The sequence below is a fragment of the Salipiger sp. CCB-MM3 genome (assembly GCF_001687105.1).
In the GTDB taxonomy this organism is placed as follows: Bacteria; Pseudomonadota; Alphaproteobacteria; order Rhodobacterales; family Rhodobacteraceae; genus Salipiger.
Genome location: NZ_CP014596.1, coordinates 34,100 through 59,226, shown reverse-complemented (window position 1 = coordinate 59,226; position 25,127 = coordinate 34,100). Strand labels below are relative to the sequence as shown.

Sequence of the window (25,127 nt, the reverse complement as noted above, 5' to 3'; positions counted from 1 at the left end):
TCAATTTTTTGGCAAACCGCCTCTTGCACCCGGCCCGGACTTTCCTGTAGAGCGGTCCGCGGAGAGGTGGCCGAGTGGTCGAAGGCGCACGCCTGGAAAGTGTGTAGGCGGGGAACCGTCTCGAGGGTTCGAATCCCTTCCTCTCCGCCATAAATACTCAGGCGAAAACCGAAAATCTCCAATGATCTCGGCCGCTAGGCCAGATCATCGGAAGCTGCCAGTTGGCAATGGTCGGCATTTTTGTCCACTTTTCTGCTACATTGTCCGCCATTGGGGCGCACTCCACAAATAGTGCGTAGGCCGTTCGTGGCCTGATAATACGAGTTCCCGAATGCCAAGCAGAAGGCCCAAACCTTATCTACGAGTGCAGCGAGCAGTTTCCACGTGAGCTGACCCCATCGAGTGGTCCGGGTTAAATGCTAATGCATGGTCGGCCTTCGGTCTATGGGGATGAATGTCTCCGGTGCCGGTGTCCGATATCCAAGAGCGCTATGCGGCCGAGCGGTGTTGTAGTGCTTTCGCCATTGTTCGATGAGGATTTGCGCCTCCCTCAACGAGTAGAAGACCTCGCCATTGAGGAGTTCGTCCCTGAACCTGCTGTTGAAGCTCTCGCAATAACCGTTCTCCCAGGGTGACCCCGGCTCGATGTAGGCGGTCTTCGCCCCCACCAACTCGATCCAGTCGCGGACCTTCTGCGCGATGAACTCCGGGCCGTTGTCGGACCGGATGAACCGCGGCGGGCCGCGCTGGATGAAGAGATCGGTCAGGGCGTCCAGGACATCGGTGGAGTTCAGTCGCCTGTCGACACGGATCATTAACGCCTCCCGCGTATATTCATCGAGGATGTTGAGCGTCCGGTAGGTCCGGCCGTCACTGGTCCGGTCCTGCACGAAGTCGTAGGACCAGACGTGGTTGGGGTGCTCGGGCTTCAGCCGCACGCAAGAGCCATCGTTCAGCCAGAGCCTGCCGCGCTTCTTCTGCTTGTGTGGGACCTTGAGCCCTTCGCGCCGCCAAATGCGCGCCACCCGCTTGTGGTTCACCTGCCAGCCGGCACGCCGCAGCAGCACGGCGACCCGGCGGTAGCCGTAGCGGCCATACTCCCGGGCCAGATCGATGACGTCGGCGGTCAGCCGCGCCTCGTCTTCCCGGCCCTGTGGTGGCTTGCGCTGCGTGGAGCGGTGTTGGCCGAGCACCCGGCAGGCCCGGCGTTCGGAGATGCCGAGTGTCTCGCACACATGCTCCACGCATTCGCGGCGGCGCGAAGGGCTTAGAAGTTTCCCTGGGCAGCCTCGGTCAGGATCAGCTTCTCGAGCGTCAGGTCAGATACCGCCCGCCGCAGCCTCAGGTTCTCCTTCTCGAGTTCCTTCAGCCGCGACAACTGTGCCCGGTTCATCCCACCATACTGCTTCCGCCACCGGTAAAAGGTATGCTGCGATATCCCGATCTGCCGCACCGCATCGGCCATCGACAGGCCCTGGCCATGCAACACCTCGACCTGACGCAGCTTGGTGACAATGTCTTCCGGCTTCTCACGCTTTCCAGCCATTCCGTAGTCCTCCTGTTCGCCGAAATCCTATCGGATTTCAGGCTTCGTGGGTGGACCACTTCAAAGGGGCTGGCTCAATCTGTCGTATCTGGTTGCGACACGCCGCCAGTCCTTGAGCCTGCCGAACATGATCTCGATCCGGTTGCGCCGTTTGTAGCGCCGCTTGTCGTATCTGACAGTCGCCTTACGCTGTTTTCGGCCAGGTATGCAGGCGCGTATACCCTTGTCTTGCAGGGCTTCCCGGAACCAATCGGCGTCATAGCCCCGGTCCCCGAGCAGCCAGTCTACATCTGGCAGACCGCGCAACAGGGCCCGCGCCCCGATGTAATCGCTCACCTGCCCGGCAGACACGAAGAAGTTGAGCGGCCGGCCTTTGCTGTCGCAGATGGCATGCAACTTGGTGTTCATGCCGCCCTTGGTGCGGCCAATCAGTCGGCCACGCCCCCTTTTTTCACGCCCAGGCTGGACGCGGTGCGATGTGCCTTGAGGTAGGTTGCGTCGATCATCACGGTCTTCTTCTCACCGTGTTCGGCGGCCAGCCCGGCCATCATCTGTGCGAAGATGCCCTTATCACTCCACCGCTTCCAGCGGTTGTAGAGTGTCTTGTGGGGACCATACTCTTTGGGCGCATCCCGCCAGCGTAACCCATTGCGGTTGATGAAGATAATCCCGCTCAACACGCGGCGATCATCGACACGAGGCTTGCCGTGGGACTTCGGGAAGTAGGGCGCGAGGCGCGCCATCTGCACATCGCTCAGCCAAAAGAGATCAGACATGTCACCGCTCTGTTTTAGCGCGGTGAATCATCTCACGCAGCTGAAATCAATGGGTCCAGAGCCCAGGGAGGTGCCACCTTGTACGGACGGCCCGGCGGGTCTTCGAGTTCAGCGCCTCTATGGCATTCGCCGTGTAGATAATTCTGCGGACCTCGGGCGGATAGTCGAGGAACGGGGTCCCCTCGACTCAGACTCGGTATCAATTGGCTGGGAACTTTGGCTCTGTCTCACTTGTGATGCGCGCCGATCACGGAGGCACCCACCTCTTCTGATGTAATATCAGAAGGATGTGCAGAATGCGGCATTTGGACTTAAGAGGTTTGCTCCCGGCTGGCCTTGTCGTTGATGACATCAGGACCGACGATGGCACGATACAGGTTTTGGCTCGCTCGAGCGGCACTTCTGCGTTTTGCCGCTGCTGCGGATCGCGATCTCGGTACGTCCATAGCCATTACCGCCGCCGCGTTGCGGATTTGCCTGCGCACGGTTTCAGCGTCCGCCTAGTGACCGATGTGCGTCGTTTCTGGTGCCGCTCTCCCCGGTGCCACCAGTCGATATTTAGCGAGCGCCTGAGGTCTGAGGTGGCCAGACCTTGGGCACGTCGCACGGTGCGGATGCAAAAGCTGGTCCGGCACCTCGCGGTAGCGCTTGGTGGCCGGCCGGCTCAATCTCTCGCAAGCCGCCTCTTGCTGCCCGTGAGCAAAGATACCTTCTTGCGCAGTCTCAGGACGGCCGATAATCACGCCAAGGCTGCGCCGCGGATCATCGGCCTCGATGATTGGCCTTGGCGCAAAGGGCAACGGTACGGCACGCTGATCTGCGATCTCGAGCGGCGTTGCGTGATCGACCTGTCTCCCGATCGCACGCCTGCCACCGTTGAACCTTGGCTTCGTGACCACACCGGCGTTGAATGCGTCGCCCGAGATCGCAATGGCGGATATGGCAGCGCCGTTGCTCGCGCTCTTCCAGAAGCGGTTCAGGTCGCTGACTGCTGGCATTTGCTGGAGAACGCGAGTGCTGCCTTCCTTTCTGCGGTTCAGAAGCGCATGCCTGCCATCCGAAAGGCGATCGGGGTGAAGACACTCGATCCAAAACTCCTGAAAGCGGCTGAATGCCTGCAATATGGGGGATTTCAGCGCCGGCGCCAGACGAACCGATTGGTCCACAAGCTGGCCCTAGAGGGCATGCCGATCAAGAAAATCGTCCATCAAACTGGCTTGAGCCGAGCCCTCGTACGACAGATCGTGCGCGGTGAGCTGGAAGTTATCTTCGGTATCCGCCAAAGCAGCCTGACACCCTGGTGGCGCCGTCTGAAGCGCGACTGGTCCAACGGCTACCGGAACGGCGCCGAGCTCTGGCGACGATTGCGAGCCGATGGTTTCCAGGAAAGTCTTAGGGTCGTAAGCGAGTGGGCTATGCGCCAGCGCCGAGCCGAGCCGAGCAATCCCGGACGGCGCTACCAAGTCACCGCCCGCCCGGCGGATCGCGCGCCTCCTCCCCATCGCGCGGGACCACTTGAGCAATGCAGACGCTGTGGTGGTCGCTCGAATTGAAGCCGCGCTTCCGTCGCAGTTCGCAACGCGCCTGCTGGTCGGCAAATTCAATTCGACGGTTCGAAACGGAACGCCAACTGAGCTTGGCACTTGGCTCGACGATGCCGAGACGAGCATTATTGCCAGCTTCGCAAGGATCAAGCTGCTGTTGCGGCAGCGCTCCGCGAGCCCTGGTCGAACGGACAGACCGAGGGCCAGATCAATCGACTGAAGACTCTCAAAAGGCAGATGCATGGCCGCGCGGGCATCTAGACACCGAAAGCCCGTATCGTCTTATATTCTTAGACAGCAGCCAGAAGACCTGCATCAAAAGTGAGTCAGAGCCAGTATTCCACGCATGTTCACACCGGAGTTTTGCAATCAGGCGGTGGGTCGGCGCTGCGCAAGCGAGGCGCCGCCGGTTCGCGCCCGTTGGCACAGGGTTAGGTCCAAAAGAACGTCTCAGACGCCCGGCTGCACTTGTGACAGCCCATGCCGAGCATTTTCCACCTTGCTGCTTCGCTTAACGCGTGGCTGAAGCGGCGCTGCTCCTTCTTCTCGCTCATCGAACTGGTCAACGCTCTGGAGCGGGAAAAGGGCAAGGGAAAAGTCGGACACATCGCGGAGAGCCTCAGCCCGCCTCGACCTGGTAATCGTTGACGAGCTCGGATACCTGGCGCTCAGCGCCTCAGCGGGCGACTTGCTCTTCGATCCGCTGATCAAGCTCTACGAGCGCACCAGCGTGATCATCACTACGAACCTCAGCTTCAGTGCGTAGGCCCCGCGCTCGGGAAAGCCAAGATGACCACCGCGCTCCTCGATCGACGACCCTTCGCTGTCGCATCCTCAAGGCCGGAAACGACAGCTTCCGCTTCAAGGACGGCGGGTCTGCTGCAATGCGGAAACGTTGGAGGGAAGCCATGTCTTGACCCAAGAATGACCCGTTAAAAAATTCAAGTTGGGTCAGTTATGGCTGAGAATCAAAGATTTGAGCATCTCGCCCGAGGTTAAGTGAGTTGGTTGAGTACCCGCCAGTGGGCTTTGCAGCCAAAGATTATGATGCGGCATAGTGAGTCAATGCATATAACAAGTACTGGTGAAACAGTATATTACGATAATTAGGCGCGGACTCACCCTCCGCCATAAACCCGGCTGACGTGATGACGGGGTAAGTGAAATAATGCCTCAAAGTTACAGAAGTATAAGGGTTTCCGGCTTCCCTATCTCCAGTGGCCCCCCGAACCGCCATCACTGCTTTGTTGTTGCGTTGATCGGTGTGCTGTCTGCCCGCAAGCATCTCGAAAACGAAAAGCGACCACGCCGGGTCGGCGCGTCGGCTACCCGCACTGAAGCGCGAGCATCCTGCGCGAGTAGGTGCCTGTGCTATTCACTCGGACTGGCGAAAACCGACGCACCACTGGGGGCCAAAGCCCGCGGCCACAAATGCCTTAGGCTCGGCCTCGCCCGGTCAAAGAAAAGCGCGCGGCCCTGTTTGGACCGCGCGCTTTCATTGTTCCCAAAATACGCCCGTCGGAGGCGTCTCAGCGCGTGCCGGCAAAGCGCTCCTGCCAGTCGTCGCGCTCGGCATCGGTGATCTTGCGGAAGGTCACATCGGGAACCTCGAAGGTGTGGCCCGCGGGCAGCACGTCGAGCGCCGCAGCCAGATCGCCCGGCCAGCTGTCGTCCTCGGTCTTCAGCGCCGCCAGAAGCTGTGCCGAGGCGTCGGGGATGAAGGGCGAGGAGATCACCGCGTAGAGACGGATCATGTTGAGCGCGAGGCGGATCTGCATCGCCGCGGCCTCGGGATCGGTCTTGAAGGTCGACCACGGCGCGGCTTCCTGCAGGTATTCGTTGCCCAGAACCCAGGCGGCGCGCAGCGCGCCAGCGGCCTTGCGGACCTCATGCGCTTCCATCTGCGTCTCATACTCGCGGATCTTCTCCGCCAGATCTGCGATCAGCTTGGCCTCCAGATCGCCCATGGCGCCGCCTTCGGGCACCACTTCGCCGAACTTCGAGCGGCAGAACTTGGTCACGCGCGAGGCGAAGTTGCCGAGCACGTCGGCGAGGTCCTTGTTCACCGAGGACTGGAAGTTCTCCCAGGTGAACTCGCTATCCGAGCTTTCCGGGGCGTGGCTGAGCAGCCACCAGCGCCAATAGTCCGCCGGGAGGATCTCCAGCGCCTGATCCATGAACACGCCGCGCCCGCGCGAGGTGCTGAACTGACCGCCGTCGTAGTTGAGGTAGTTGAACGACTTGATGTAGTCGACCAGCTTCCACGGCTCGCCGCTGCCGAGGATCGTGGCCGGGAACGAGAGGGTGTGAAAGGGCACGTTGTCCTTGCCCATGAACTGCGTGTAGGTCACGTCTTCCGCGCCCTTGTCGGTGCGCCACCAGCGCTCCCAATCGTCGCCTTTGCCCGCGTCGACCCACTCCTGCGAGCAGGCGATATATTCGATGGGCGCGTCGAACCAGACGTAGAAGACCTTGCCTTCCATGCCGGGCCAGTCTTCGTCGCCCTTCTTGACCGGGATGCCCCAGTCGAGGTCGCGGGTGATGCCGCGGTCCTGCAGGCCATCGCCGTCGTTCAGCCATTTCTTGGCGATCGAGGTGGTCAGCACCGGCCAGTCGGTCTTGCTGTCGATCCACGCCTCCAGCTCGTCCTTCATCTGGCTCTGGCAGAGGTAGAGGTGCTTGGTCTCGCGCATCTGCAGGTCGGTGGCGCCCGAGATCACCGAGCGCGGGTTGATCAGGTCCACCGGATCGAGCTGCTTGGTGCAATTGTCGCATTGATCGCCGCGCGCATCCTCGAAGCCGCAGTTCGGGCAGGTGCCCTCGATGTAGCGGTCCGGCAGGTAGCGCCCGTCAGTGGGCGAATACATCTGTGTCTCCGACACTTCGCGGATCAGTCCTCGCTCGGCCAGCACCCCGGCGAAATGCTGGGTCAGCTTGTGGTTCTGCGGGCTCGACGAGCGGCCAAAGTGATCGAAGCTGAGGCGGAAGCCCTCGGCGATCTTCGACTGCACCTCGTGCATCTCGGCGCAATATTCGGCCACCGGCTTGCCGGCCTTGGCGGCGGCGAGCTCGGCGGGGGTGCCGTGCTCGTCGGTGGCGCAGAGGAACAGCACCTCGTTGCCGCGCGCGCGCTGGTAGCGGGCGAAGAGATCGGCCGGCAGCTGGCTGCCCACGAGGTTTCCGAGATGCTTGATCCCGTTGATATAGGGGATCGCCGAGGTGATCAGATGACGTGCCATGTTCGTCCCGCGAATGAATCTGGAGTTGTCGCGTCCTTAGCGGATGTTGCGCAGGCTTGCCAGTGCAGGAGCGAGGGGGCTCTCTGCCCCCTCGCGCTACCCCTAGGATATTTGCCTCTAGACGAAGCGGAGGTTCTATTCTCTGTCGTCGCGCTGACGCGACAGCAGGCGACCGATGAGGAAGCTGGTGCGCGGCGCGTAGACATATGGGGTGCGGCGCTCGGCAGGGCGGGCGCGCATGCGGATCAGGCCGAAGATCACCAGCACGAGGTGCCCGGCGGCGATCAGCAGAAACAGCGACGACGGGCCGTGTGCGGCCATCAGCAGCGCGGCGCCATAGGGGGCGGCAATGGCGCCCACCGCGTACCAGAACATCAGCGCCGCCGAGAGCTCGACCCGCTCGGAGCTGTCGGCGAAGTCATGGGCGTGGGCGGCAGAGACCGAATAGATCGGGTAGGTGACGACGCCAAAGAGCGCGGCCATGGCCATCACTGCAGGCGCGGGCAGGGCGGGCAGGCTCGCCGTCGCCAGCGCCACGAGGATCGAGGCGACCGACAGCCAGATCAGCACCGTACGGCGATCCACACGGTCGGCGAGCCAGCCCACCGGGTATTGCGCCGCCGCGCCGCCCGCGATGTAGGCGGCAAGGAAAAGACCGATCTGATCGGCCCGCAGCCCGACGCCAGCGCCGTAGATCGGGCCGACCATCCGAAAGCTCGCGCCCGAAAGCGCCGAGACGATGACACCCGCCACCGCGAGCGGCGAGCGCGCGCCAGCAAGGCCGGGCCGCAGTCGGGGGGCCGAGGGCGTGGCGGGCTGCGCGCGGCGGGTCAGGGTGATCGGCAGCATGGCGGTGCAGCACAGCAGCGCCAGCAGGTTGTAGCTGACGTAATGCGCGGGCTCGAGCACGCCGATCAGCATCTGCGCCACCAGCGCCGCGCCCATGTCGGCCATGCGGTAGGCGGCCATGGCGCGGCCGCGGGTCTGGTTGGTGACCTCGGCCTGCAGCCAGGCTTCGATCACCGTATAGGCTCCGGCCACCGACAGGCCCGTGGCGATGCGGAAGACGGCCCATGCCTCGGCGGTGGTCAGCAGCGGGTGCGCCACGAGACCGATCACCCCGGCAGCGGTGAAGGCGGCATAGGCGCGCGAATGGCCCACCGAGCCCATCAACCGCGGGGCCCACCAGCAGCCGATGAAGAAGCCGATGAAATGCGCCGAGCCGAGAAAGCCGATCTGCGCGGTGGTGAAATTCAGCGCGAACCCCGAGAGCGCATCCAGCGGACCGACGCCGCCGGACGAGAGCTGCTGCAGGATGACGGAGAGGAAGAGGGCGGCGAAGGAAAGTGGCAGGCGCATGGGGGCTTAGGGCCATGCGCGCGCCGCCCTGTCGCGACCGAAGGCGACAGGGCGGCGTCGTTTTTGTGCCTCGGGGAAAATGGCTCTGCGGTGGGCGCGGTTACTGCGCCGTGTAGCCGCCGTCGGCCAGATGGTAAGAGCCGGTGACGAAGCTCGCCTCGTCCGAGAGCAGGAAGGCGGCCAGCGCGGCCACTTCCTCGGGGGTGCCCATGCGTTTCATCGCGTGCAGCCCGGCGAGGTGATCCTGCGTCGCCGCGTCCAGCGTCTGGTCCAGCAGTGGCGTGTGGATGAAGCCCGGCCCGATGGAATTGACGCGGATCTTGTCGCTCGCGTGCTCCAGCGCCGCGCTTTTGGTCAGCCCCACCACGCCGTGTTTCGCGGCGACATATGCGGGCGACATGGGGATGCCAACCGAGCCGAGGATCGAGGCAATGTTGACGATCGCGCCGCCGCCGGTCTTTTTCATCTCGGGGATGGCGAAATGCATGCCGTAGAAGACACCGCTGAGGTTCACGTCGATCACCTTGCGCCAAGCGTCAGTGGGGTAGTCGCCGACGGTGGCGGCGGGGCCGCCGATCCCGGCGTTGTTGACCAGCAGGTCGAGCCGCCCGGTGCGTTTCACCGTCTTCTCGACCAGCGCGGCCACCGATGCCTCATCCGAGACATCCACGGCAATGCCAATGGCGCGGGGCAGGGTCTTGGCCATGGCTTCGGCTGCGTCCAGCTTGAGATCGGCGATGATGACGGTGGCCCCTTCGGCGGCCAGACGTTCGGCGATGGCGGCACCGATGCCGGAGGCCGCGCCGGTGACGATGGCGGTCTGATGGTCAAAACGCTGGGAAGGCAGGGAAGGCATGGGAATTCTCCTTGAAGTGCCGGGCTTGTCCGGACTTGTTCAAGACCTATGCATTGCCTGCATGCTGTGCAAAGCGCGCTGCCGCAGAGTCACTGTGCGCCTCGGGGGCTTGGCAACGCGGCAAAGGCCACTAGTGTCCGCCCCTGCGCTAACAGGAGACTCCCAATGAAGAAAAATCTGCTGGGCCGTACCGGCATGTCGGTGACCGAGCTCTGCCTCGGGACGATGACCTATGGCAACCAGACGCCGCCCGAGGACGCCTTTGCGCAGATCGAGCGCGCGCTCGATGCCGGCATCAATTTCATGGACACCGCCGAGATGTACCCGGTGAACCCGGTGCGTGCCGAGACCGTGGGCCGGACCGAGGAAATCCTCGGCGACTGGTTCGAGAAGAGCGGTCGCCGCGGCGACTGGATCCTCGCCAGCAAGCACACCGGGCCGTCGAAACTGGTCCGCGACGAGGCTCCGATCAGTTCCGAGACGATCCCCGTGGCGGTCGAATCCTCGCTGAAGCGGCTGAAGACCGACTATATCGACCTTTATCAGTTCCACTGGCCGAACCGCGGCAGCTATGCCTTCCGCCAGAACTGGACCTTCGCGCCGTGGAAACAGGATCGCGAGGCGACGCGCCAGCATATGGCCGACGCTCTCGGTGCGCTGCAGCGCGAGGTGGAACGTGGCACGATCCGCGCCTTCGGCCTGTCGAACGACAGCGCATGGGGCACCGCGGAATGGCTGCGCATGGCCGATGAGGTGGGCGGACCGCGTGTCGCCTCGGTGCAGAACGAATATTCGCTGCTCTACCGGATGGCCGACACCGATCTTGGCGAACTGATGGTCAACGAAGACGTGGGCCTGCTGCCCTATTCGCCGCTCGGGGCCGGGCTGCTGACCGGCAAATATCAGGATGGCGCGGTGCCCGAAGCCTCGCGCATGTCGATCAACGGCGATCTGGGCGGGCGCGCCTCCGAGCGTGTCTTCCCGGCGGTGGCGGCCTATCTTGACCTTGCCCGCGAGTTCGACATCGACCCGGTGCATATGGCGCTGGCGTGGTCGGCGCGGCGGCCCTTCGTGGCCTCGTCGATCTTCGGTGCGACCACCATCGGCCAGCTCGAGCATCTGCTCGGCGCGGCGGAGGTCACACTGTCCGACGAACTGCTCGAACGTATCGACGCCACCCATAAGGCGCATCCGTTCCCCTACTGAGGGGCGGCATCGCGCGGGCCAACCAAAGCCATCGCGGCAGCGGGACGCGCATGCTCTATGATAAAAGGGCGCGGAGAGGATTGCTCCGCGCCCGCTTCGCCGTTAAATCGCGGCGCATGACCACCTCGAACAAACATCCCGGCGCCCCGTGGCGCAATTTCTATGGCCGTGTGAAGGGCAAGACCCTGCGTCCGAGCCAAGAGACCTACCTCGAAGAGGATCTGGCGGCGCTGTCGCCGGGGCCGGTGGATTGGGAGGTGAACCCCGAGCGCGACGCCCTCGACATGGACGCCATGTTCGGCGGCAAGCCGGTGTGGCTCGAGGTCGGCTTTGGCGGCGGCGAGCATCTGGTGCATCAGGCGGCCAGCAATCGCGACGTGGGGATCATCGGTTGCGAGCCCTACATCAATGGCGTCGCCATGCTGCTGGGCAAGATCCGCGACGCGAAGGTGGACAACCTCAAGGTCTATCCGGGCGATGCGCGCAACCTCTTCGACGTGCTGCCGGATGGGTGCCTCGACCGGGCATTCCTTCTCTATCCCGACCCTTGGCCGAAGAAGAAGCACCACCGACGCCGCTTCGTCACGCAAGAGCACCTTGAGCCGCTGGCGAATGCGATGAAGCCGGGCGCGATCTTCCGCGTTGCCACCGACATCCCCGACTACGTGCGCCAGACCATGGTCGAAGTGCCGAAAGCCGGGTTCGAATGGCTCGCCGAAGGCCCCGCCGACTGGCGCGAGCCTTGGGGTGACTGGATCTCGACCCGCTACGAGCAGAAGGCCCTGCGCGAAGGCCGCACGCCCCACTATATGACCTTCCGCCGGCGCTGAGCCGGGCGCTCTGCCTCTAGGCCCTCGGAACGTGCGGCGTTCCCGCGTGAGGAGGGTACTTGCAACTTGAAGGCGAGCGCGAGGCCAAGTAAAACTGACTAAGTCGGGACGGAACGACGATTGGGGCTGGAGAAGCGCTTCAACCGGGAGTATCGGCGGTATCTGTCCCGTAACGCCGCTGCGCACGCCTTGAGAAAGGCGCCCGCAATGACGTTCTGAGACCCGTCGCCAAGGCAGGGCAGGCACGCCTGCCACAGCGATGCGGACAGCGAGAAGGCCCCGGACCGGTTTCCCTCCGGGTCCGGGGCCTTCCAGCTTCACATGTTCACGCAGATCTTCCCGAAATGCGCGCCACCTTCCTGATAGCGGAAGGCCTCGGCCAGATCGGCCAGTTCGAAGCTTCGGTCGATGACCGGGCGGATTTCGAGGGTATCGAGCGCGGCCACGAAATCTTGCTGATGTTTGCGCGAGCCCACGATCAGACCCTGCAGCCGCTGCTGTTTGCGCATGAGCGTGGCCGTGGGGATATCTCCGGCGACGCCGGTCAGGATCCCGATCAGCGCGATATGCGCACCGGGGCGGCCAGCGGCGATCGACTGCGCCAGCGTGGCCGGGCCGCCGACCTCAACGATCAGATCGACACCGCGCCCGCCGGTGAGCCGCTGCATCTCGGCACCCCACTCGGGGGTCTCGCGATAGTTGATGACGTGATCGGCCCCGAGTGCCCGGAGCTTCTCGAGCTTCGCGTTCGAAGAGGAGGTGGCGATAACCTTCGCGCCCATCGCCTTGGCCAGCTGCAGCGCGTAGATCGACACCCCGCCAGTGCCCAGAACCGCGACGGTATCGCCGGGCTTCAGACCGCCGTCGACTACCAGCGCACGCCAGGCGGTCAGCCCGGCGGTGGTGATGGTCGCGGCTTCGGCGTGGCTCCAGCCCATCGGCGCGCGGGTAAACCAAGTCGCGGGCAGGGTCACCGTTGCGCGGGCGTAGCCGTCGATGCCGTCGCCGGGGACACGGGCGAAATCAGAAGGGCGGTCGTCGCCGTCCTGCCAGTCGGGAAAGAAGCACGATACGACGTGATCCCCGACCGAAAACTCCGTAACGCCGTCCCCCGTCGCCGTCACCATACCGGCTCCATCGGCCATTGGAATGCGCCCGTCTGCCGCACCATTTTCGCGCTTCGCGACCATGTAGTCGTGAAAGTTCAGAGAGTTGGCATGAAGCCGGACGGTGATTTCGCCGGGATTGGGAGCCTCTGCGTCCGGGGCGTCAGACAGGATAAGATTGTCGAGCCCGCCGGGTGCCTTGATCGCGATCTGTTTCATGGGGGGTGTCCTTCGGTCTTGCTGGTCACTGGCCGCGTGGGCCCTTGTCCCCGGAGGTAGATCGGCGCGGCGTTTAGGCCACGTCATCTGCGATCTGCGATCTGCGATCTGCGATCTGCGGGTGTTGCGGGCTCATTTCGACCGCGTGGCGACGTATGGTTTCGGGCTAATGCGCTGGAATGTTTGGGACGTCTCCGGTTAGTCTTGTCTCGTCCGTCGGTCCTCGAGCGTCTCTCACGCGCACTGCCGACCACTTCCGCCGGGGGCAGGGTTGCTTGAGCGCAATTGGACGAACGCGCCGGGTGAACTGCGTTCATTTTGGGGCGGCTGGCCCCAAAACACAGCGAAAAGTGCTGAAAATTGAGCCTAAGCCTGTTTTTCGGGCAGCAAAAGTGCGGAATTTCGCCAGTGACGGTCCGGCAATTGTTCGCCGAACAAATGTTGGGCACCCACTTAACGTTTCCGTACAGAACCCATTAAAACTCAATTGTTTCGAAAAAATTGTAGATCAACTCGGGCGCTGCACGGCGGCATTCAGGGCGGAGTTGGCAAGAATCTTCTCGGAACACCGCCCGGAATGTCTGGGCTGAGCACAGAATCGCTCGCGCCCTGTCGGCGGTAAATCTCCCAGATCCTCTGGCAAAGCTTCCCATCGAAAGATGTCTCTGGGCGGATGGGGCGTCTGAGCATTTTCTATGTCAGACCAAGAGCTTACAACCTTAGGATGAATTTCGGGATTAATTTTCAGATGGGCGTAGAAAACAATAAGACGTTGGCGTTCGAGGGAGCGCAAGGATTTGGTGCGGACACGACCGGGGGGCGTGGTGGTGAGGTTGTTAAGGTTACCAATTTGAACGACTCCGGCAAAGGCTCGCTGCGGTGGGCGCTCGAGGACCTCGATGGGCCCCGCATTGTCGTGTTTGAGGTCGGCGGACAAATCGACCTCACGGACCAAATTCAAATTAACGGCGATGTCACCTTGGCTGGGCAAACGGCACCGGGTGGCATCACCGTGACTGGCGCGCGGCTGCGTGTCGTCGAAAGCAATGTGATCATCCGTGGCATGAATGTGCGCCCGGGCGACTCGAAAGATGGCCATGATCCGGACAACCGAGATGGCATTTCGGTCGGCAAGGACGGACGTGTGGTCAAGAATGTCATCATCGACAGCAATTCGCTGTCCTGGGCGATCGACGAGAACGCATCGACCTGGGGTGGCCCCAGCAATGTCACCTGGTCGGACAACATCATCGCCGAAGGCCTGGTGAATTCATCGCACTCGAAGGGCGATCACAGCATGGGCATGCTGATCGGCGATGGCAGTTCCAACATCAGCATCATCGGCAATCTTTTCGCCAGCAACGACCAGCGCAACGCGATCGTCAAGGATGCCTCCGAGAGCATCGAGTTCGTGAATAACGTCGTCTACAACTACGGTCGGCAGGGCCTCGAAGTCCATGGCGGGAGCCTTCATGCCATCGGCAACGTGATGATTTCCGGCGACGATTCCGATGGACGTGCGGCAATCCGGGTCAATTCCGGCTCGGGCGACAATGCATTTTACATTTCGGACAATGTCTCGGAAATCGGCGGCGATGCGACCAACAGGATCAAGAGCGGCCTCGTTTTCGATCCGGCGACCGAGGAAATTCTCCCGACGAGCAAGGTTCTCGGCTGGGTGCTTTCCCATGCGGGCGTCATGATTGATGGCGAACGGAGCGAGATCGACGAGCGCATCATCAAGACAGTGCTGAACGACACTGGTGAGCTTATTGATGCGCCAAAGGAGGTGGGCGGCTACCTTGACCGTGGCAGTTCCTCGGCGCTGAAAGACAGCGACGACGACGGCATTCCCGACGTCCATGAGGTGCTGCTTGGCTCGAACGCCAACAAGGCGGATGCACAGGGCGATGCGGATGGAAACGGGATCGCCAACATCGAGGATTACATCAATGGGCTGCTCGATGGGTTCGGCTCCGCTCCGACCGTCTCTGTCGATTTGAGTTACACGCCAGACGATAGCGTCGACGAAGAGGACACCAGTTTTGATGAGCAGACGGTCACCGCGGGCGGCGACAACGGGACTTCGGCGGAGGGGTTTAGCATCGAGGCGGAGGACTTTGATCTTTCAGGGGACTTTCGGACCGCCAGCTTGGGGGATGCTTCGGGCCGCAAGGTCATCAAATCGCAGCATGAAGGGACGGCGACCACCACGTTCGATGGCGAGTCGGGCACCTATGACATGCGCATCGATTACTTCGACGAGAACGACGGGGTGTCCTACCTTGAGGTGCGGCTCAATGACGAAGTGCTCGACGCATGGTACTGGGATCAGAACCTCGGCAGCGCCTTTGCCAACAAGCAGACCCTGACGCACCACGTGATCGAAGACGTCGACATCGAAGCGGGCGACGAGATCATCTTTTATGGCGTCGGTGATCGCGGCAACGAGCCGATGCGTATCGACACGCTCGCCTTCACGCCGAGCGACGCGCTCTTCGCCTGAGCGGGCTGACCGGTTGTGGTCTATTCGGGCGGCGCCCTGCTGGCGCCGCCCGATTGTACTTTGGCGGGCAAATCAGCGCTGCCTGCGTCCGTTCTAGCGGGGAAGGCCGCGACGTTTATGGCACCCGCAAAGCGGTCAGCGCCGCCAAACACCAGCCCTTGAGCTCACCCAGACACCGCCCGCACCGGCAGCGACGTCGCGAAAGCGATGGTGTTCCGGGCCGCCTTCGCCTTAGAAAAGCGTGTGAATTCCCGAGGAGGCCCCATGCATTACGGCGATACCCGCCCCGACATCCTGACGTTCGATCCGTTCAAGGCGATCATCGCGCCGCGCCCCATCGGCTGGATCGGCACGCGCAATGCCGAGGGCGTGCCGAACCTCGGGCCCTATTCCTTCTTCAACGCCATCGGCAACAGCCCGCATATGATCTGCTTCACCTCGGACGGGCTGAAGCACTCGGTGGTCAATGCGCGCGATCAGGGCGAGTTCACTTTCTCGCTGGCGACCGAGGCGCTGGCGCAGGAGATGAACATCTCGTCCGAAGCGATGCCCGACGGCGCCAATGAGTTTGAGAAGGCGGGGCTGACCCTCGGGACCAGCGTCGAGACCAATGCGCCCTTCGTCGCCGAAAGCCCGGCGGCGCTGGAATGCCTGACGCTTTCGGTGAGCGAACTCACCGACCGGACCGGCGCGCCGATCGACCGTTTCATGGTCATCGGGCAAGTGGTGCAGACCCACATTCGCGACGAATACATCACCGGCGGACGCTTCGACACGGTAAAGGCGCGGCCGATCTCGCGCATGGGCTATCGCGACTATGCCACCGTTACCGAGGCGTGGGAGCTTATCCGGCCCGACGACTGAGCCGGGGAGGGGGGAGATGGTCGAAACCGGAAGCACGCTGCGCGATTGGCAGCCAGAGCTGCGCACCCTGCGCTATTTCCTCTGCGTTGCGGAGGAAAAGAACATGACGCGCGCTTCCGAGCGGTTGCGCATCGCCCAGCCCGCGCTCAGCCGCCAGATCGCCCGGCTCGAGAGCGATCTGGGGCTCAAGGTCTTCAACCGCACGGCGCGGGGGATGGAACTGACCGAGGCGGGTGAGATCCTGCAGCGCCGCGCCTATGCGATCATGGCGCAGATCGCGCAGGCGCATCACGATGTCACCGCCCATGCCGATCGCCCGCAGGGGGTGGTCGTGGTCGGGATGCCGCCGACGCCGGGCGAGTTCATCACCCCGCCGCTGCTGTCTCGGGTCAAAGCCGAGTACCCCGAGATCGAGCTGCGCTTCGTCGAGGGGTTTTCGAACGCGCTCGAACACAAACTCTCGCAAGGCGAGATCGGACTGGCGGTGATGCATGACGCGCCGCTGCAGGACGACATCGTCACCACAGAGCTTCTGGTCGAGCACCTCAATGTCGTCGGCCCCTGCGGCGCGCTCGACAAGGACAGCTACACGCTCGCCGAGGCCGCGGCGATGCCGCTGATCATGCCGAGCCGCCCCAACTTTCTGCGCATCCTCGTCGACAAGCACGCCGACGAGATCGGCGCCGAATTGAACATCGTGCAGCGGGTGGATGGGGTGTGGCACCTGAAATCCTTGGTCCGGCACGGCCATGGGTTCACCATCCTGACCTATGGCGGGGTGCTCTCGGAGGTGCAGAACGGCACGCTCGAGGCGCGGCCCATCGTAAAGCCGCAGATGGCATGGACGCTGTGCACCGCCACCAAGGCCGACCAGCGCGGCAAGAAGGCGATTCAAGTGGTCGAGGCTCTGGTGCGTGACATCGTCGGCGACCTCGTGGCGTCCGGCATCTGGCGCTGAGCAATACCTAAAAGGTATCGCGTCGATCATATAACAGTATTTGAATCATGTCTGGCGATCCACGACTATCGCCTCAGACGGGCCCGGAGGAGGGTCCGCAACCTTGGGAGGACACATGTCTCTGAACGCATTCCTGCGGTCGTCGGCGCTTGCGCTCGCGACGGCAACCGGCCTTGCCAGCATGGCACAGGCGGACACCTACAAATGGATCACCTTCAAGCCGCAGGGCGCGGGCGACGCGCAGGCGATCACCACGCAGTGGCTCGTTGACCAGTTCGCCGAGCGCACCGGCGGCACGCACAGCATCGAGGTGTTCTGGGGCGGCTCGGTCGCCAAGACCCGCGAGATCCCCGAGGCGCTGGCCGCGGGCGTCGGTGATTTCGGCGACATCATCACCCCCTATTTCCCCGATCTCATGCCGCTCAACAACGCGGTCGGCTTCTTCATCCCGCAGCCGATGAACACCCTCGAAGTGGGGCAGTTCATGGAAGAGATGCACGCCACCTATCCGCAGTTCAGCGAAGAGCTGGAAAGCCAGAACCTGCACGCCTTCGGCTTCCGTCCGCTCGAGGATTACGGCCTGCTCTGCACCAAGCCGGTGAAGAGCGCGGCGGACATGAAGGGCCTGCGTATCCGCTCTTATGGCTTTGCCTATCCCAAGCTGATCGAGGCGCTCGGCGCGTCGCCGGTGTCGATCGCCACCTCCGAGGCCTATGAGGCTCTGCAGCGCTCGATCATCGATTGCACCCCGATCGGCCCGGCGCTAGCGCGCGGCTGGAAGTACGACGAGGTTGCCAAATACTACATCGAGATCCCACTGGGCGCCTCCTTTGGCCACCTGCTGGCGATGAACCTCGACAGCTACAACGGGATGGATGACGAAACCAAGGCTGTCATCGATCAGCTCGGCAAGGACTACCTCGTGGAATACGCCCGCGTGCTCGACGAAGACGCAGCGCGCGTGCGCGAGCTTTGGAAAGGTGAGTTGGGCGTCGAGGTGATCCCCTTCCCGCAAGAAGAACTGCTGGGCGTTCTGGACGACGCTGGCGTGCAGGACGTGCGTCAGGAATGGATCGACAAGGCAAACGCGCTTGGCGTTCCGGCTGACGAAATCGCCAAGAGCTTCGACTTCGACACACCGTCCTGATCCGGACGTGACCGGTCCCGCGCCAAAGCGTACCCCCGGCGCGGGACCTCTCCCTCGAAAGAGTCCCGAAAGATGCAAACGCTAGAAACCCTGCGCCGTCGCTACGGCGCATTCCTGTCGCTATGCGGCCTCGCCTCGGGCGTGCTGATCTTCGCGGTCATGCTGCTCGTCGTGGCCAATGTGGTGATGCGCTACGTCTTCAACCAGCCGGTCACCGGCACGCTGGAGCTGACCGAAAGCGCGCTGCCACTGATCATTTTCCTGTCGCTGGCGCTGACCCAGATGCATGGCGGCCACATCAAGGTGGTGCTGCTGACCCAGCGCCTGCCGCACGGGCTCGCGCGCGCCGCAAAGGTGCTGGCGATGCTGGCGGGCTTCGTGCTTTTCGCATGGGCCGCCTACGCGGGCTGGCTGATGGCGGCCAAGAGCTTCGCCATCGGCGAGCTTGAACGCGGCTCGATCCGCTTCCCGATCTGGCCGATCAAATTCGCGATCTGCTTTGGCCTTGGCCTGCTGGCGATCCAGTACCTCCTCGACGGGATCTGGGTGGCGCTTGGCGGAACTCTCGACGACGACTCTGATGAGGTGATGGAATGAGCTCGCTCCTGATTGGTGGGATTGGCGTGGCCGGACTGTTCGGCGGCATCCTGCTGGGCATCAACGTGATGGTGGTGCTGGGCCTTGTGGGCGCCTTCGGCCTTGCCTCGCTCGTCGGCTTCAAGGCCGCGACGGCGATCCTTGGCACCGTCTTCTTCGACACCACCCACAGCTTCCACTTCTCGGTCATCCCGCTGTTCCTGCTCATGGGCTTCTTCGCCATGCGCGCGGGCCTCGGCGAAGACCTTTTCGAGGCCACCACCAAATGGCTCGGCAACCTGCGCGGCGGTCTGGCGATCTCGACGACGCTTGGCGCTGCGGCCTTCGGCGCGGCCTCGGGCTCCTCGGTGGGCACGGCGACCGTCTTCACCAAGCTGGCGCTGCCGCAGATGCTTGACCGGGGCTACGACAAGAGTCTCGCCTCGGCCTCGATCGCCATCGCGGGCACATTGGCGGTGATGATCCCACCCTCGGCGCTGGTGGTGGTCTATGGCATCCTCACCGACAGTTCGATCGGCGCGCTGCTGATCGCGGGCTTCATCCCCGGCATCGTCTTCGCCATCGTGCTCTGCCTCGCAATCTGGCTGACCGTGCTGCGCAACCCGTCGCTGGCACCGCAAGAGAGCTACAGCTTCACCCTGCGCGAAAAGTTCGCCTCGCTGAAGCTGGCCGGTCCGCTGGTGCTGATCATCCTGTTGATCGTCGTGGGCCTTTACGTCGGCATCTTCACCCCGACCGAGGCGGGCGGCATCGGCGCCTTCGCCACCTTCCTGCTGGCGATCATCCGGCACCGGGGGATTAAGGGCGTGGAGCTGCGCAAGACGCTCCTGGAAACGATCCAGACCTCGGCGATGATCTTCGGCATCCTGATCTGCGCACTGGTCTTCTCGAAGTTCCTTGCGCTCTCGGGCGTGGCGAATGCGGTGGGCGGCTATCTGACCGGGCTCGACGTGAACCGCTGGGTGATCGTGCTGCTGGTCTCGCTGATCTACCTCGCGCTGGGGATGATGATGGACGCGCCCGCGCTGCTGGCCATCACCCTGCCGATCACCCACCCGGTGATGATGAACCTCGGTTTCGATCCGATCTGGTTCGGCATCTTCGTGGTGCTGCTGGTCGAAATTGGCGCGGTGACGCCGCCGGTGGGGATCAATTGCTTCGTGGTGCAATCGGCCTCGAACGGGCGGGTGTCGCTGGAGCAGGTGTTCAAAGGGCTGCTGCCTTTCGTGCTGGCTGGCTTTGCGATGCTGGTGCTGCTGTGCCTTGTGCCGCAAATCGCGCTCTTCCTGCCGGAGACGATGCTATGAGCATGACCCTCGACAAACCCCTCGCGCTTTGCGGCGCGGGGGAGGGCGGCCGGGCGATCCTGCGCACCACGCTGACCTCTCCTTATGGGCGCAAAGTGCGGATGGCGGCGCAGGTTCTGGGGCTTTCGGAGCGGATCGAACTGGTCGCCGCCGACACCCGCGATCCCGCCGACGACCTGCGCCAGCAGAACCCGCTGGGCAAGATGCCCTGCCTGATGACCGATGGCGAGACGCTCTACGACAGCCGGGTGATCCTCGAGTTCTTCGACACGCTCGCCGAGGGACGCGGCCTGATCCCGCGTGAGGGGCGCGCGCGCTTTCATTGCCTGACCCGCGCGTGCCTTGCCGACGGCGTGACCGATGCGGCGCTGCTGATGGTCTACGAAGGGCGCTTCCGCAGCGCCGAGAAAATCTCGGATGACTGGCTGGCGCATCAGCGTGGCAAGGTCGAGCGTGGGCTTTCGTCGCTCGCCGCCCTGCCGCCGGACCCGGCCCGTACCGACGCGGCGGCGATCTCGCTGGCCTGCGCGCTTGGCTACCTCGACTGGCGCGCGCCCGTCATCTGGCGCGACCGCTGGCCTGAACTGGCGTCTTGGCTCGAGCGCTTCGCCGCCGCTGAACCCGCATTCAAGGCAACGGAGGCCCCGCAATGACCGACTGGCCGAAACAGCGCCTCGCAGCGCCCGATCCCGAAACCTACACCAACCGCCAGCGCGAGATCCACGAAGCCATCGCCTCGGGCCCGCGCGGCGGCGTGCGCGGGCCGCTCGCGGTCTGGCTGCACCGCCCCGAGCTGGCCGCCAAGGCGCAGGAGCTTGGGCGGTACTGCCGCTATGACAGCGCGCTGGAGCCACGGCTGAGCGAGCTGGCGATCCTCACCATGGCCCGTCACTGGAGCGCCGAATACGAGTGGTTCGCGCATAAGCCCCCGGCGCTTAAGGCTGGTCTTTCGCCCGATCTGGTCGAGGCGCTACGTACCGGCGCCGAGCCGCCCTACGCGGACGACGAAGAGCGCGTGACCCACCTCGTTGCGCTCTCTGTGCTGACGACCAACAATGTGCCCGATGCGCTTTACGCCGAAGCCGAAGCGGTGCTCGGCACGCAGCGGCTCGTCGATCTGGTGGGGGTCATCGGCTATTACACGCTGATCTCTGCCACGCTCAACGTGTTCCGCATCTCCCCGCCCCAAGACGCGCCGAAGGAGCTGACATGAACGACGCCCCGATCACTTGGAACCCGGACCGCAGCGCCCCGACGCTGACCCTGCCGAAGGGCGCCACCGACTGCCATGTGCATGTCTTCGGTCCGACCTCCCGTTTCCCCTATGCGCCCGAGAGCGGCTTCAAGCCCGGCGACGCGCCTAAGGAAGAGCTTTTCGCGCTGCACGACATGCTGGGGATCGACCGTTGCGTGATCGTCCAGTCCGGCTGTCACGGCCATGACAATTCGGTGGTGGCCGACGCCATGGCGGCGCGTCCGGGGCGTTATCTCGGCATCGCGCTGGCCTCGCCCGAGATCACCGATGCGCAGATCACCGAGATGCACGCGCAGGGCTTTCGCGGCGTGCGCTTCAACTACATGTCGCATCTCGCGCCCGGCGCCACCCACGACCAATTGCGCGCACTGGCTCCGCGGCTGGCGCAGCACGGCTGGCAGCTGCTGATCCATATGGAGGCAAAGCTGATCGCCGAGCTTGCGCCGGTGCTGGCTGACCTGCCGTGCCCGGTGGTGATCGACCACATGGGTCGGATCGATGCCAGCTTCGGGATGGATCAGGCACCGTTTCAGGAGCTGATCCGGCTGGGCGAGAACGAGCATATCTGGCTCAAGGTCTCGGGCTCCGAACGCTGCTCGGTGCAAGAGCCGCCCTATGCCGACGCCACGCCCTTTGCCGCCAAACTGGTCGCGCTATACCCCGAGCGCACCATCTGGGGCACCGACTGGCCGCATCCGAACTTCCGCGCGGCACCGCCGGACGATGGCGTGCTGGTCGATACGCTGAAGGTGATCGCGCCGACGGCGGACGCGCTCCAGCGCCTGCTCGTGGACAACCCCGCGCGCCTTTACGATTTCGGAGACCTCGCATGACCCGGCGGCTTGAAGGCAGGGTCGCCATCATCACCGGCGCGGGCTGCGTCGGGCCGGGCTGGGGCAATGGCCGCGCCGCCTGCGTGCGCTTCGCCGAAGAGGGCGCAAAGATCTTCGCGGTCGATCTGCGCGCCGACACGATGGAAGAGACCCTGAGCCGCACCCGAGCCGCAGGCGGCGAGGTGGAGCCCTATCTCTGCGATGTCACCGACCGCGCCAGCGTCGAGGCCATGGTGGCGGCCTGCATCGCCCGCTTTGGCAGGGTCGATATTCTGGTCAACAACGTCGGTGGCTCGTTCAAGGGCGGCGCGGCGCAGCTTTCCGAGGAAGACTGGGATCGGCAGATGGATTTCAACCTGAAGTCCGTCTTCCTGACCTGCAAATCGGTGCTGCCGCATATGGAGGCGCAGGGCTCGGGTGCGATCGTCAACACCTCTTCCACCTCGGGCACCCGTTGGACCGGCGCGGCGCAGGTGGCCTATGCCTCGTCGAAGGCGGCGGTGATCCAGTTCGGCAAGGTCACGGCGGTGGAATACGCGCCCAAGGGCGTGCGGGTGAACACGGTGGTGCCGGGGCAGTTGCACACGCCGATGGTCGAGGCGCGGCTGGCGGGCCAGCGCGCCGGCGGCGATGTGGACGCGCTGTTGGCGCAGCGGCTGGCACGCATCCCGATGGGCTGGATGGGCGATGGGCGTGACACGGCGAATGCGGCGCTCTTCCTCGCCTCCGACGAGGCGCGCTTTGTCACCGGCACCGAAATCGTCGTAGACGGCGGCATGTCGGTGCGCTGCGACTGACGGTTTCCACGCACAAGCCAAGCGGCCCGCCCTAGGCACGACGGTCCCTTAGGGCCTGAGAGCGGACGAAGGTTGATCGGGGCCGGGACGGGCAGTCTCGGCCCCAACTCGGGCGCGCCCGCGCTCATATTCATCCCGCGGCATGGGAAAATGTGATACAAACCCCGGCGTGGGGTTCTTGGTGCTTCCTTTGAGAAATTGTCTTGGGGAGGAAATATTCAATGCCAATATTCTTTAATCAAATATACACCTTAACCAGTCGCGCCGCGCTCACGCTCAGCGCGGCCGCGCTCGGTTTGGGGGCCTTGGGCACCGCCGCGCAGGAATATTCCACCGAGCAGGCGGACACCGAGGTGGTGCTCGCGCCCGATGCCTTCTCGCCATACGCCGGGCGCAACTTCCCGCAGATGCCGCTCTGGGGGGACTCGCATCTGCACACGATGGTCTCGGTCGATGCGGGCACGATGACGCGGCTGTCGCAGGAGGACGCCTATCGCTTCGCACGCGGTGAGGAAGTGACCACCACCCACGGGCTGCGCGCCAAGCTGTCGCGTCCGCTTGACTGGCTGGTGATTTCGGACCACGCCGAGATGTACGGGCTGATGCCGCAGCTATTGTCGGGCGATGCGCAGGTGCTTGCCACCGAGCAGGGGCGGCTTTGGTACGAGGCGCTGACCGCCGGGGATCCGCAGCGGGCCTTTGACACCGCGATGGAGATCGTCGCCTCGCTCTCGGGAGAGACGCCGCCGATCGACAATCCCAAGGCCATCAAGCACGCGTGGGAGAATTACACCGCGCTCGCTGACCGCTACAACGAGCCGGGCGTCTTCTCGGCGATCATCGGCTATGAATACACCACCGAGGGCGCCAACAACCTGCACCGCAACGTGCTGTTCCGCGACGATGCGGCGCGGGCGAACCAGACCCGGCCCTTCTCGCAATATGACAGCAAGAACCCCGAGGACCTCTGGAACTATCTCGCCGACTATGAGGCACGCAGCGGCGCCGAGGTGCTGGCCATCCCGCACAATGGCAACCTGTCGAACGGGCGGATGTTCTCGATGAATGCCTATGACGGCTCGGCGCTGACCGAAGAGATCGCGCAGATGCGCGCGCGGTTCGAGCCGCTTTACGAGCCGACGCAGATCAAGGGCGACGGCGAGGCGCATCCTTTCCTCAGCCCCGATGACGAGTTCGCCGATCACGATACTTGGGACGCCTCGAACCTCAATGGCACCGAGGTGAAGACGCCCGACATGCTCGCCGGGGAATACGCCCGCGAGGCGCTCAAGCGCGGGCTTGCCATCGAGCGCGACCTAGGGGTGAACCCCTTCAAGTTCGGCATGGTCGGCGCCACGGACTCGCACACCGGCATGGCCACGGCGCAGGAGGATAACTTCTTTGGCAAGCATTCGGGCGTCGAGCCCGAGCCGCATCGCTGGGAGCATGTGGTGATCGAAGCGCCCGACCCCTCGCTGACCATCTACGGCTGGAAACAGGCTGCGGGCGGCCTCGGCGCGGTCTGGGCCTCCGAGAACACCCGCGCGGCGATCTTCGATGCGATGATGCGCAAAGAGACCTATGCGACCACTGGCTCGCGCATGACGGTGCGCTTCTTCGGCGGCTACGACTTTTCCGAGGCCGACACGATCAGCCGCCTTCCGGCGGACGCGGGCTATGCCAAGGGCGTGCCGATGGGCGGCGATCTCGGGGCTGCTCCGGATGGGGCCGCGCCTAGTTTTCTGATGGCGGCGCTGAAGGATCCGCTGTCCGGCAACCTTGACCGCATTCAGGTGGTGAAAGGCTGGATCGACGCCGAAGGCGAGACCCATGAAAAGGTTTTCGACGTGATCTGGTCGGGTGACCGGGCGCCGGATGAAAACGGCAAGTTGCCGGATGTGGGCAATACGGTCGATGTGGCCAACGCAAGCTGGACCAACACCATCGGCGCGCCCGAGTTGATCGGCGTCTGGCAGGACCCCCAGTTCGATGCGGCGTTGCCAGCCTTCTACTACGCGCGGGTGATCGAGATCCCGACGCCGCGCTGGACCGCCTATGAGGCGAAACGCTTTGGCGTCGAGATGCCCGAAGAAGTGCCGATGATCACCACCGAGCGCGCCTATACCTCGCCGATCTGGTACGCGCCGGGCTGACCTGACTTTTGCAACGGGCGGCCCACGGG

At 63.8% G+C, this 25,127-nt stretch carries 19 protein-coding genes, 1 tRNA gene and 3 pseudogenes; 16 read left to right on the top strand and 7 right to left on the bottom strand.

The window, feature by feature from the left end:
- Window positions 1-60 precede the first annotated feature (60 nt).
- A tRNA-Ser gene (locus AYJ57_RS14190) sits at window positions 61-150 on the top strand.
- 269 nt (window positions 151-419) lie between these two features.
- Here AYJ57_RS14190 and AYJ57_RS14185 read toward each other — a convergent pair.
- The 3 genes and pseudogenes from AYJ57_RS14185 to AYJ57_RS25900 form a co-directional block, all read right to left on the bottom strand.
- Window positions 420-1,546 (bottom strand): IS3 family transposase gene (locus AYJ57_RS14185; protein ID WP_157374173.1). Its coding sequence is split into 2 segments (ribosomal slippage): window positions 420-1,282 and window positions 1,282-1,546, totalling 1,128 coding nucleotides; the frame shifts between segments, so codons are not numbered across the junction.
- A gap of 60 nt (window positions 1,547-1,606) precedes the next feature.
- A protein-coding gene (locus tag AYJ57_RS25515) for an IS5 family transposase (protein WP_157374171.1) occupies window positions 1,607-2,322 on the bottom strand; the annotation gives its coding sequence in 2 pieces (ribosomal slippage) (window positions 1,607-1,986 and window positions 1,986-2,322; 717 coding nt in all).
- A 64-nt stretch (window positions 2,323-2,386) separates the two neighbouring features.
- Window positions 2,387-2,482: pseudogene (locus AYJ57_RS25900) on the bottom strand (transposase); the annotation flags it as partial.
- 136 nt (window positions 2,483-2,618) lie between these two features.
- Between AYJ57_RS25900 and AYJ57_RS25510 the strand changes: the two are divergent.
- A pseudogene (locus tag AYJ57_RS25510) lies at window positions 2,619-4,127 on the top strand (ISL3 family transposase).
- A 267-nt stretch (window positions 4,128-4,394) separates the two neighbouring features.
- A pseudogene (locus AYJ57_RS25505) lies at window positions 4,395-4,783 on the top strand (ATP-binding protein); the annotation flags it as partial.
- 612 nt (window positions 4,784-5,395) lie between these two features.
- Here AYJ57_RS25505 and metG read toward each other — a convergent pair.
- The 3 genes from metG to AYJ57_RS14145 form a co-directional block, all read right to left on the bottom strand.
- The gene (gene metG, locus AYJ57_RS14155) at window positions 5,396-7,105 is read right to left on the bottom strand and encodes a methionine--tRNA ligase (RefSeq protein WP_066107278.1); all 1,710 of its coding nucleotides are present in this window, start codon (window positions 7,103-7,105) and stop codon (window positions 5,396-5,398) included.
- 135 nt (window positions 7,106-7,240) lie between these two features.
- Window positions 7,241-8,464 (bottom strand): MFS transporter, encoded by a 1,224-nt coding sequence (locus tag AYJ57_RS14150; RefSeq protein WP_066107275.1) that lies wholly within the window; start codon window positions 8,462-8,464, stop codon window positions 7,241-7,243.
- Window positions 8,465-8,564: 100 nt separating this feature from the next.
- Window positions 8,565-9,320, bottom strand: coding sequence for an SDR family NAD(P)-dependent oxidoreductase (locus AYJ57_RS14145; protein WP_066107272.1), 756 nt, complete (start codon window positions 9,318-9,320; stop codon window positions 8,565-8,567).
- Window positions 9,321-9,485: 165 nt separating this feature from the next.
- On the opposite strand from AYJ57_RS14145, the gene AYJ57_RS14140 reads away from it, so the two are divergent.
- Both AYJ57_RS14140 and trmB read left to right on the top strand, forming a co-directional pair.
- Window positions 9,486-10,526 (top strand): aldo/keto reductase, encoded by a 1,041-nt coding sequence (locus AYJ57_RS14140; protein WP_066107269.1) that lies wholly within the window; start codon window positions 9,486-9,488, stop codon window positions 10,524-10,526.
- A gap of 116 nt (window positions 10,527-10,642) precedes the next feature.
- Complete coding sequence (gene trmB / locus AYJ57_RS14135; RefSeq protein WP_066110309.1) at window positions 10,643-11,356, top strand: tRNA (guanine(46)-N(7))-methyltransferase TrmB; 714 nt, start codon at window positions 10,643-10,645, stop codon at window positions 11,354-11,356.
- Window positions 11,357-11,673: 317 nt separating this feature from the next.
- Here trmB and AYJ57_RS14130 read toward each other — a convergent pair whose 3' ends face one another.
- On the bottom strand, window positions 11,674-12,681 hold the full coding sequence (locus AYJ57_RS14130; protein ID WP_066107266.1) for a zinc-dependent alcohol dehydrogenase family protein: 1,008 nt from the start codon (window positions 12,679-12,681) through the stop codon (window positions 11,674-11,676).
- 724 nt (window positions 12,682-13,405) lie between these two features.
- Here AYJ57_RS14130 and AYJ57_RS14125 point away from each other — a divergent pair.
- The 11 genes from AYJ57_RS14125 (at window position 13,406) to AYJ57_RS14075 (ending at window position 25,098) form a co-directional block, all read left to right on the top strand.
- Window positions 13,406-15,187 carry a hypothetical protein gene (locus AYJ57_RS14125; RefSeq protein WP_157374169.1) on the top strand — a complete coding sequence of 594 codons (1,782 nt, stop codon included), beginning with the start codon at window positions 13,406-13,408 and terminating at the stop codon, window positions 15,185-15,187.
- 264 nt (window positions 15,188-15,451) lie between these two features.
- Window positions 15,452-16,051 (top strand): flavin reductase family protein, encoded by a 600-nt coding sequence (locus AYJ57_RS14120; RefSeq protein WP_066107253.1) that lies wholly within the window; start codon window positions 15,452-15,454, stop codon window positions 16,049-16,051.
- Between the two features lie 16 nt (window positions 16,052-16,067).
- Window positions 16,068-17,009 (top strand): LysR family transcriptional regulator, encoded by a 942-nt coding sequence (locus tag AYJ57_RS14115; RefSeq protein ID WP_066107250.1) that lies wholly within the window; start codon window positions 16,068-16,070, stop codon window positions 17,007-17,009.
- A gap of 115 nt (window positions 17,010-17,124) precedes the next feature.
- Entirely contained in the window at window positions 17,125-18,156 is a 1,032-nt protein-coding gene (locus AYJ57_RS14110; protein WP_066107247.1) for a C4-dicarboxylate TRAP transporter substrate-binding protein, read from the top strand.
- Between the two features lie 72 nt (window positions 18,157-18,228).
- The gene (locus tag AYJ57_RS14105) at window positions 18,229-18,753 is read left to right on the top strand and encodes a TRAP transporter small permease subunit (protein ID WP_066107245.1); all 525 of its coding nucleotides are present in this window, start codon (window positions 18,229-18,231) and stop codon (window positions 18,751-18,753) included.
- Complete coding sequence (locus AYJ57_RS14100; RefSeq protein WP_066107242.1) at window positions 18,750-20,060, top strand: TRAP transporter large permease; 1,311 nt, start codon at window positions 18,750-18,752, stop codon at window positions 20,058-20,060. Before AYJ57_RS14105 ends, AYJ57_RS14100 begins: the two co-directional genes overlap by 4 nt.
- Window positions 20,057-20,713, top strand: coding sequence for a glutathione S-transferase N-terminal domain-containing protein (locus AYJ57_RS14095; protein ID WP_237220243.1), 657 nt, complete (start codon window positions 20,057-20,059; stop codon window positions 20,711-20,713). The genes AYJ57_RS14100 and AYJ57_RS14095 overlap by 4 nt, the downstream gene beginning before the upstream one ends.
- Window positions 20,710-21,273 carry a carboxymuconolactone decarboxylase family protein gene (locus tag AYJ57_RS14090; protein ID WP_066107239.1) on the top strand — a complete coding sequence of 188 codons (564 nt, stop codon included), beginning with the start codon at window positions 20,710-20,712 and terminating at the stop codon, window positions 21,271-21,273. The genes AYJ57_RS14095 and AYJ57_RS14090 overlap by 4 nt, the downstream gene beginning before the upstream one ends.
- A complete protein-coding gene (locus AYJ57_RS14085; RefSeq protein WP_066107237.1) occupies window positions 21,270-22,148 on the top strand; it encodes an amidohydrolase family protein in 879 nt (292 codons plus the stop codon). Before AYJ57_RS14090 ends, AYJ57_RS14085 begins: the two co-directional genes overlap by 4 nt.
- On the top strand, window positions 22,145-22,945 hold the full coding sequence (locus tag AYJ57_RS14080) for an SDR family NAD(P)-dependent oxidoreductase (RefSeq protein ID WP_066107235.1): 801 nt from the start codon (window positions 22,145-22,147) through the stop codon (window positions 22,943-22,945). Before AYJ57_RS14085 ends, AYJ57_RS14080 begins: the two co-directional genes overlap by 4 nt.
- Window positions 22,946-23,250: 305 nt before the next feature.
- Window positions 23,251-25,098, top strand: coding sequence for a DUF3604 domain-containing protein (locus tag AYJ57_RS14075; protein ID WP_237220242.1), 1,848 nt, complete (start codon window positions 23,251-23,253; stop codon window positions 25,096-25,098).
- Window positions 25,099-25,127 lie beyond the last annotated feature (29 nt).

Bases quoted from the DNA above. Each gene is read 5' to 3' on its own strand.
- metG (WP_066107278.1), bottom strand. From the start codon at position 7,105: ATGGCACGTCATCTGATCACCTCGGCGATCCCCTATATCAACGGGATC.
- AYJ57_RS14150 (WP_066107275.1), bottom strand. From the start codon at position 8,464: ATGCGCCTGCCACTTTCCTTCGCCGCCCTCTTCCTCTCCGTCATCCTG.
- AYJ57_RS14145 (WP_066107272.1), bottom strand. From the start codon at position 9,320: ATGCCTTCCCTGCCTTCCCAGCGTTTTGACCATCAGACCGCCATCGTC.
- AYJ57_RS14140 (WP_066107269.1), top strand. From the start codon at position 9,486: ATGAAGAAAAATCTGCTGGGCCGTACCGGCATGTCGGTGACCGAGCTC.
- trmB (WP_066110309.1), top strand. From the start codon at position 10,643: ATGACCACCTCGAACAAACATCCCGGCGCCCCGTGGCGCAATTTCTAT.
- AYJ57_RS14130 (WP_066107266.1), bottom strand. From the start codon at position 12,681: ATGAAACAGATCGCGATCAAGGCACCCGGCGGGCTCGACAATCTTATC.
- AYJ57_RS14125 (WP_157374169.1), top strand. From the start codon at position 13,406: ATGAATTTCGGGATTAATTTTCAGATGGGCGTAGAAAACAATAAGACG.
- AYJ57_RS14120 (WP_066107253.1), top strand. From the start codon at position 15,452: ATGCATTACGGCGATACCCGCCCCGACATCCTGACGTTCGATCCGTTC.
- AYJ57_RS14115 (WP_066107250.1), top strand. From the start codon at position 16,068: ATGGTCGAAACCGGAAGCACGCTGCGCGATTGGCAGCCAGAGCTGCGC.
- AYJ57_RS14110 (WP_066107247.1), top strand. From the start codon at position 17,125: ATGTCTCTGAACGCATTCCTGCGGTCGTCGGCGCTTGCGCTCGCGACG.
- AYJ57_RS14105 (WP_066107245.1), top strand. From the start codon at position 18,229: ATGCAAACGCTAGAAACCCTGCGCCGTCGCTACGGCGCATTCCTGTCG.
- AYJ57_RS14100 (WP_066107242.1), top strand. From the start codon at position 18,750: ATGAGCTCGCTCCTGATTGGTGGGATTGGCGTGGCCGGACTGTTCGGC.
- AYJ57_RS14095 (WP_237220243.1), top strand. From the start codon at position 20,057: ATGAGCATGACCCTCGACAAACCCCTCGCGCTTTGCGGCGCGGGGGAG.
- AYJ57_RS14090 (WP_066107239.1), top strand. From the start codon at position 20,710: ATGACCGACTGGCCGAAACAGCGCCTCGCAGCGCCCGATCCCGAAACC.
- AYJ57_RS14085 (WP_066107237.1), top strand. From the start codon at position 21,270: ATGAACGACGCCCCGATCACTTGGAACCCGGACCGCAGCGCCCCGACG.
- AYJ57_RS14080 (WP_066107235.1), top strand. From the start codon at position 22,145: ATGACCCGGCGGCTTGAAGGCAGGGTCGCCATCATCACCGGCGCGGGC.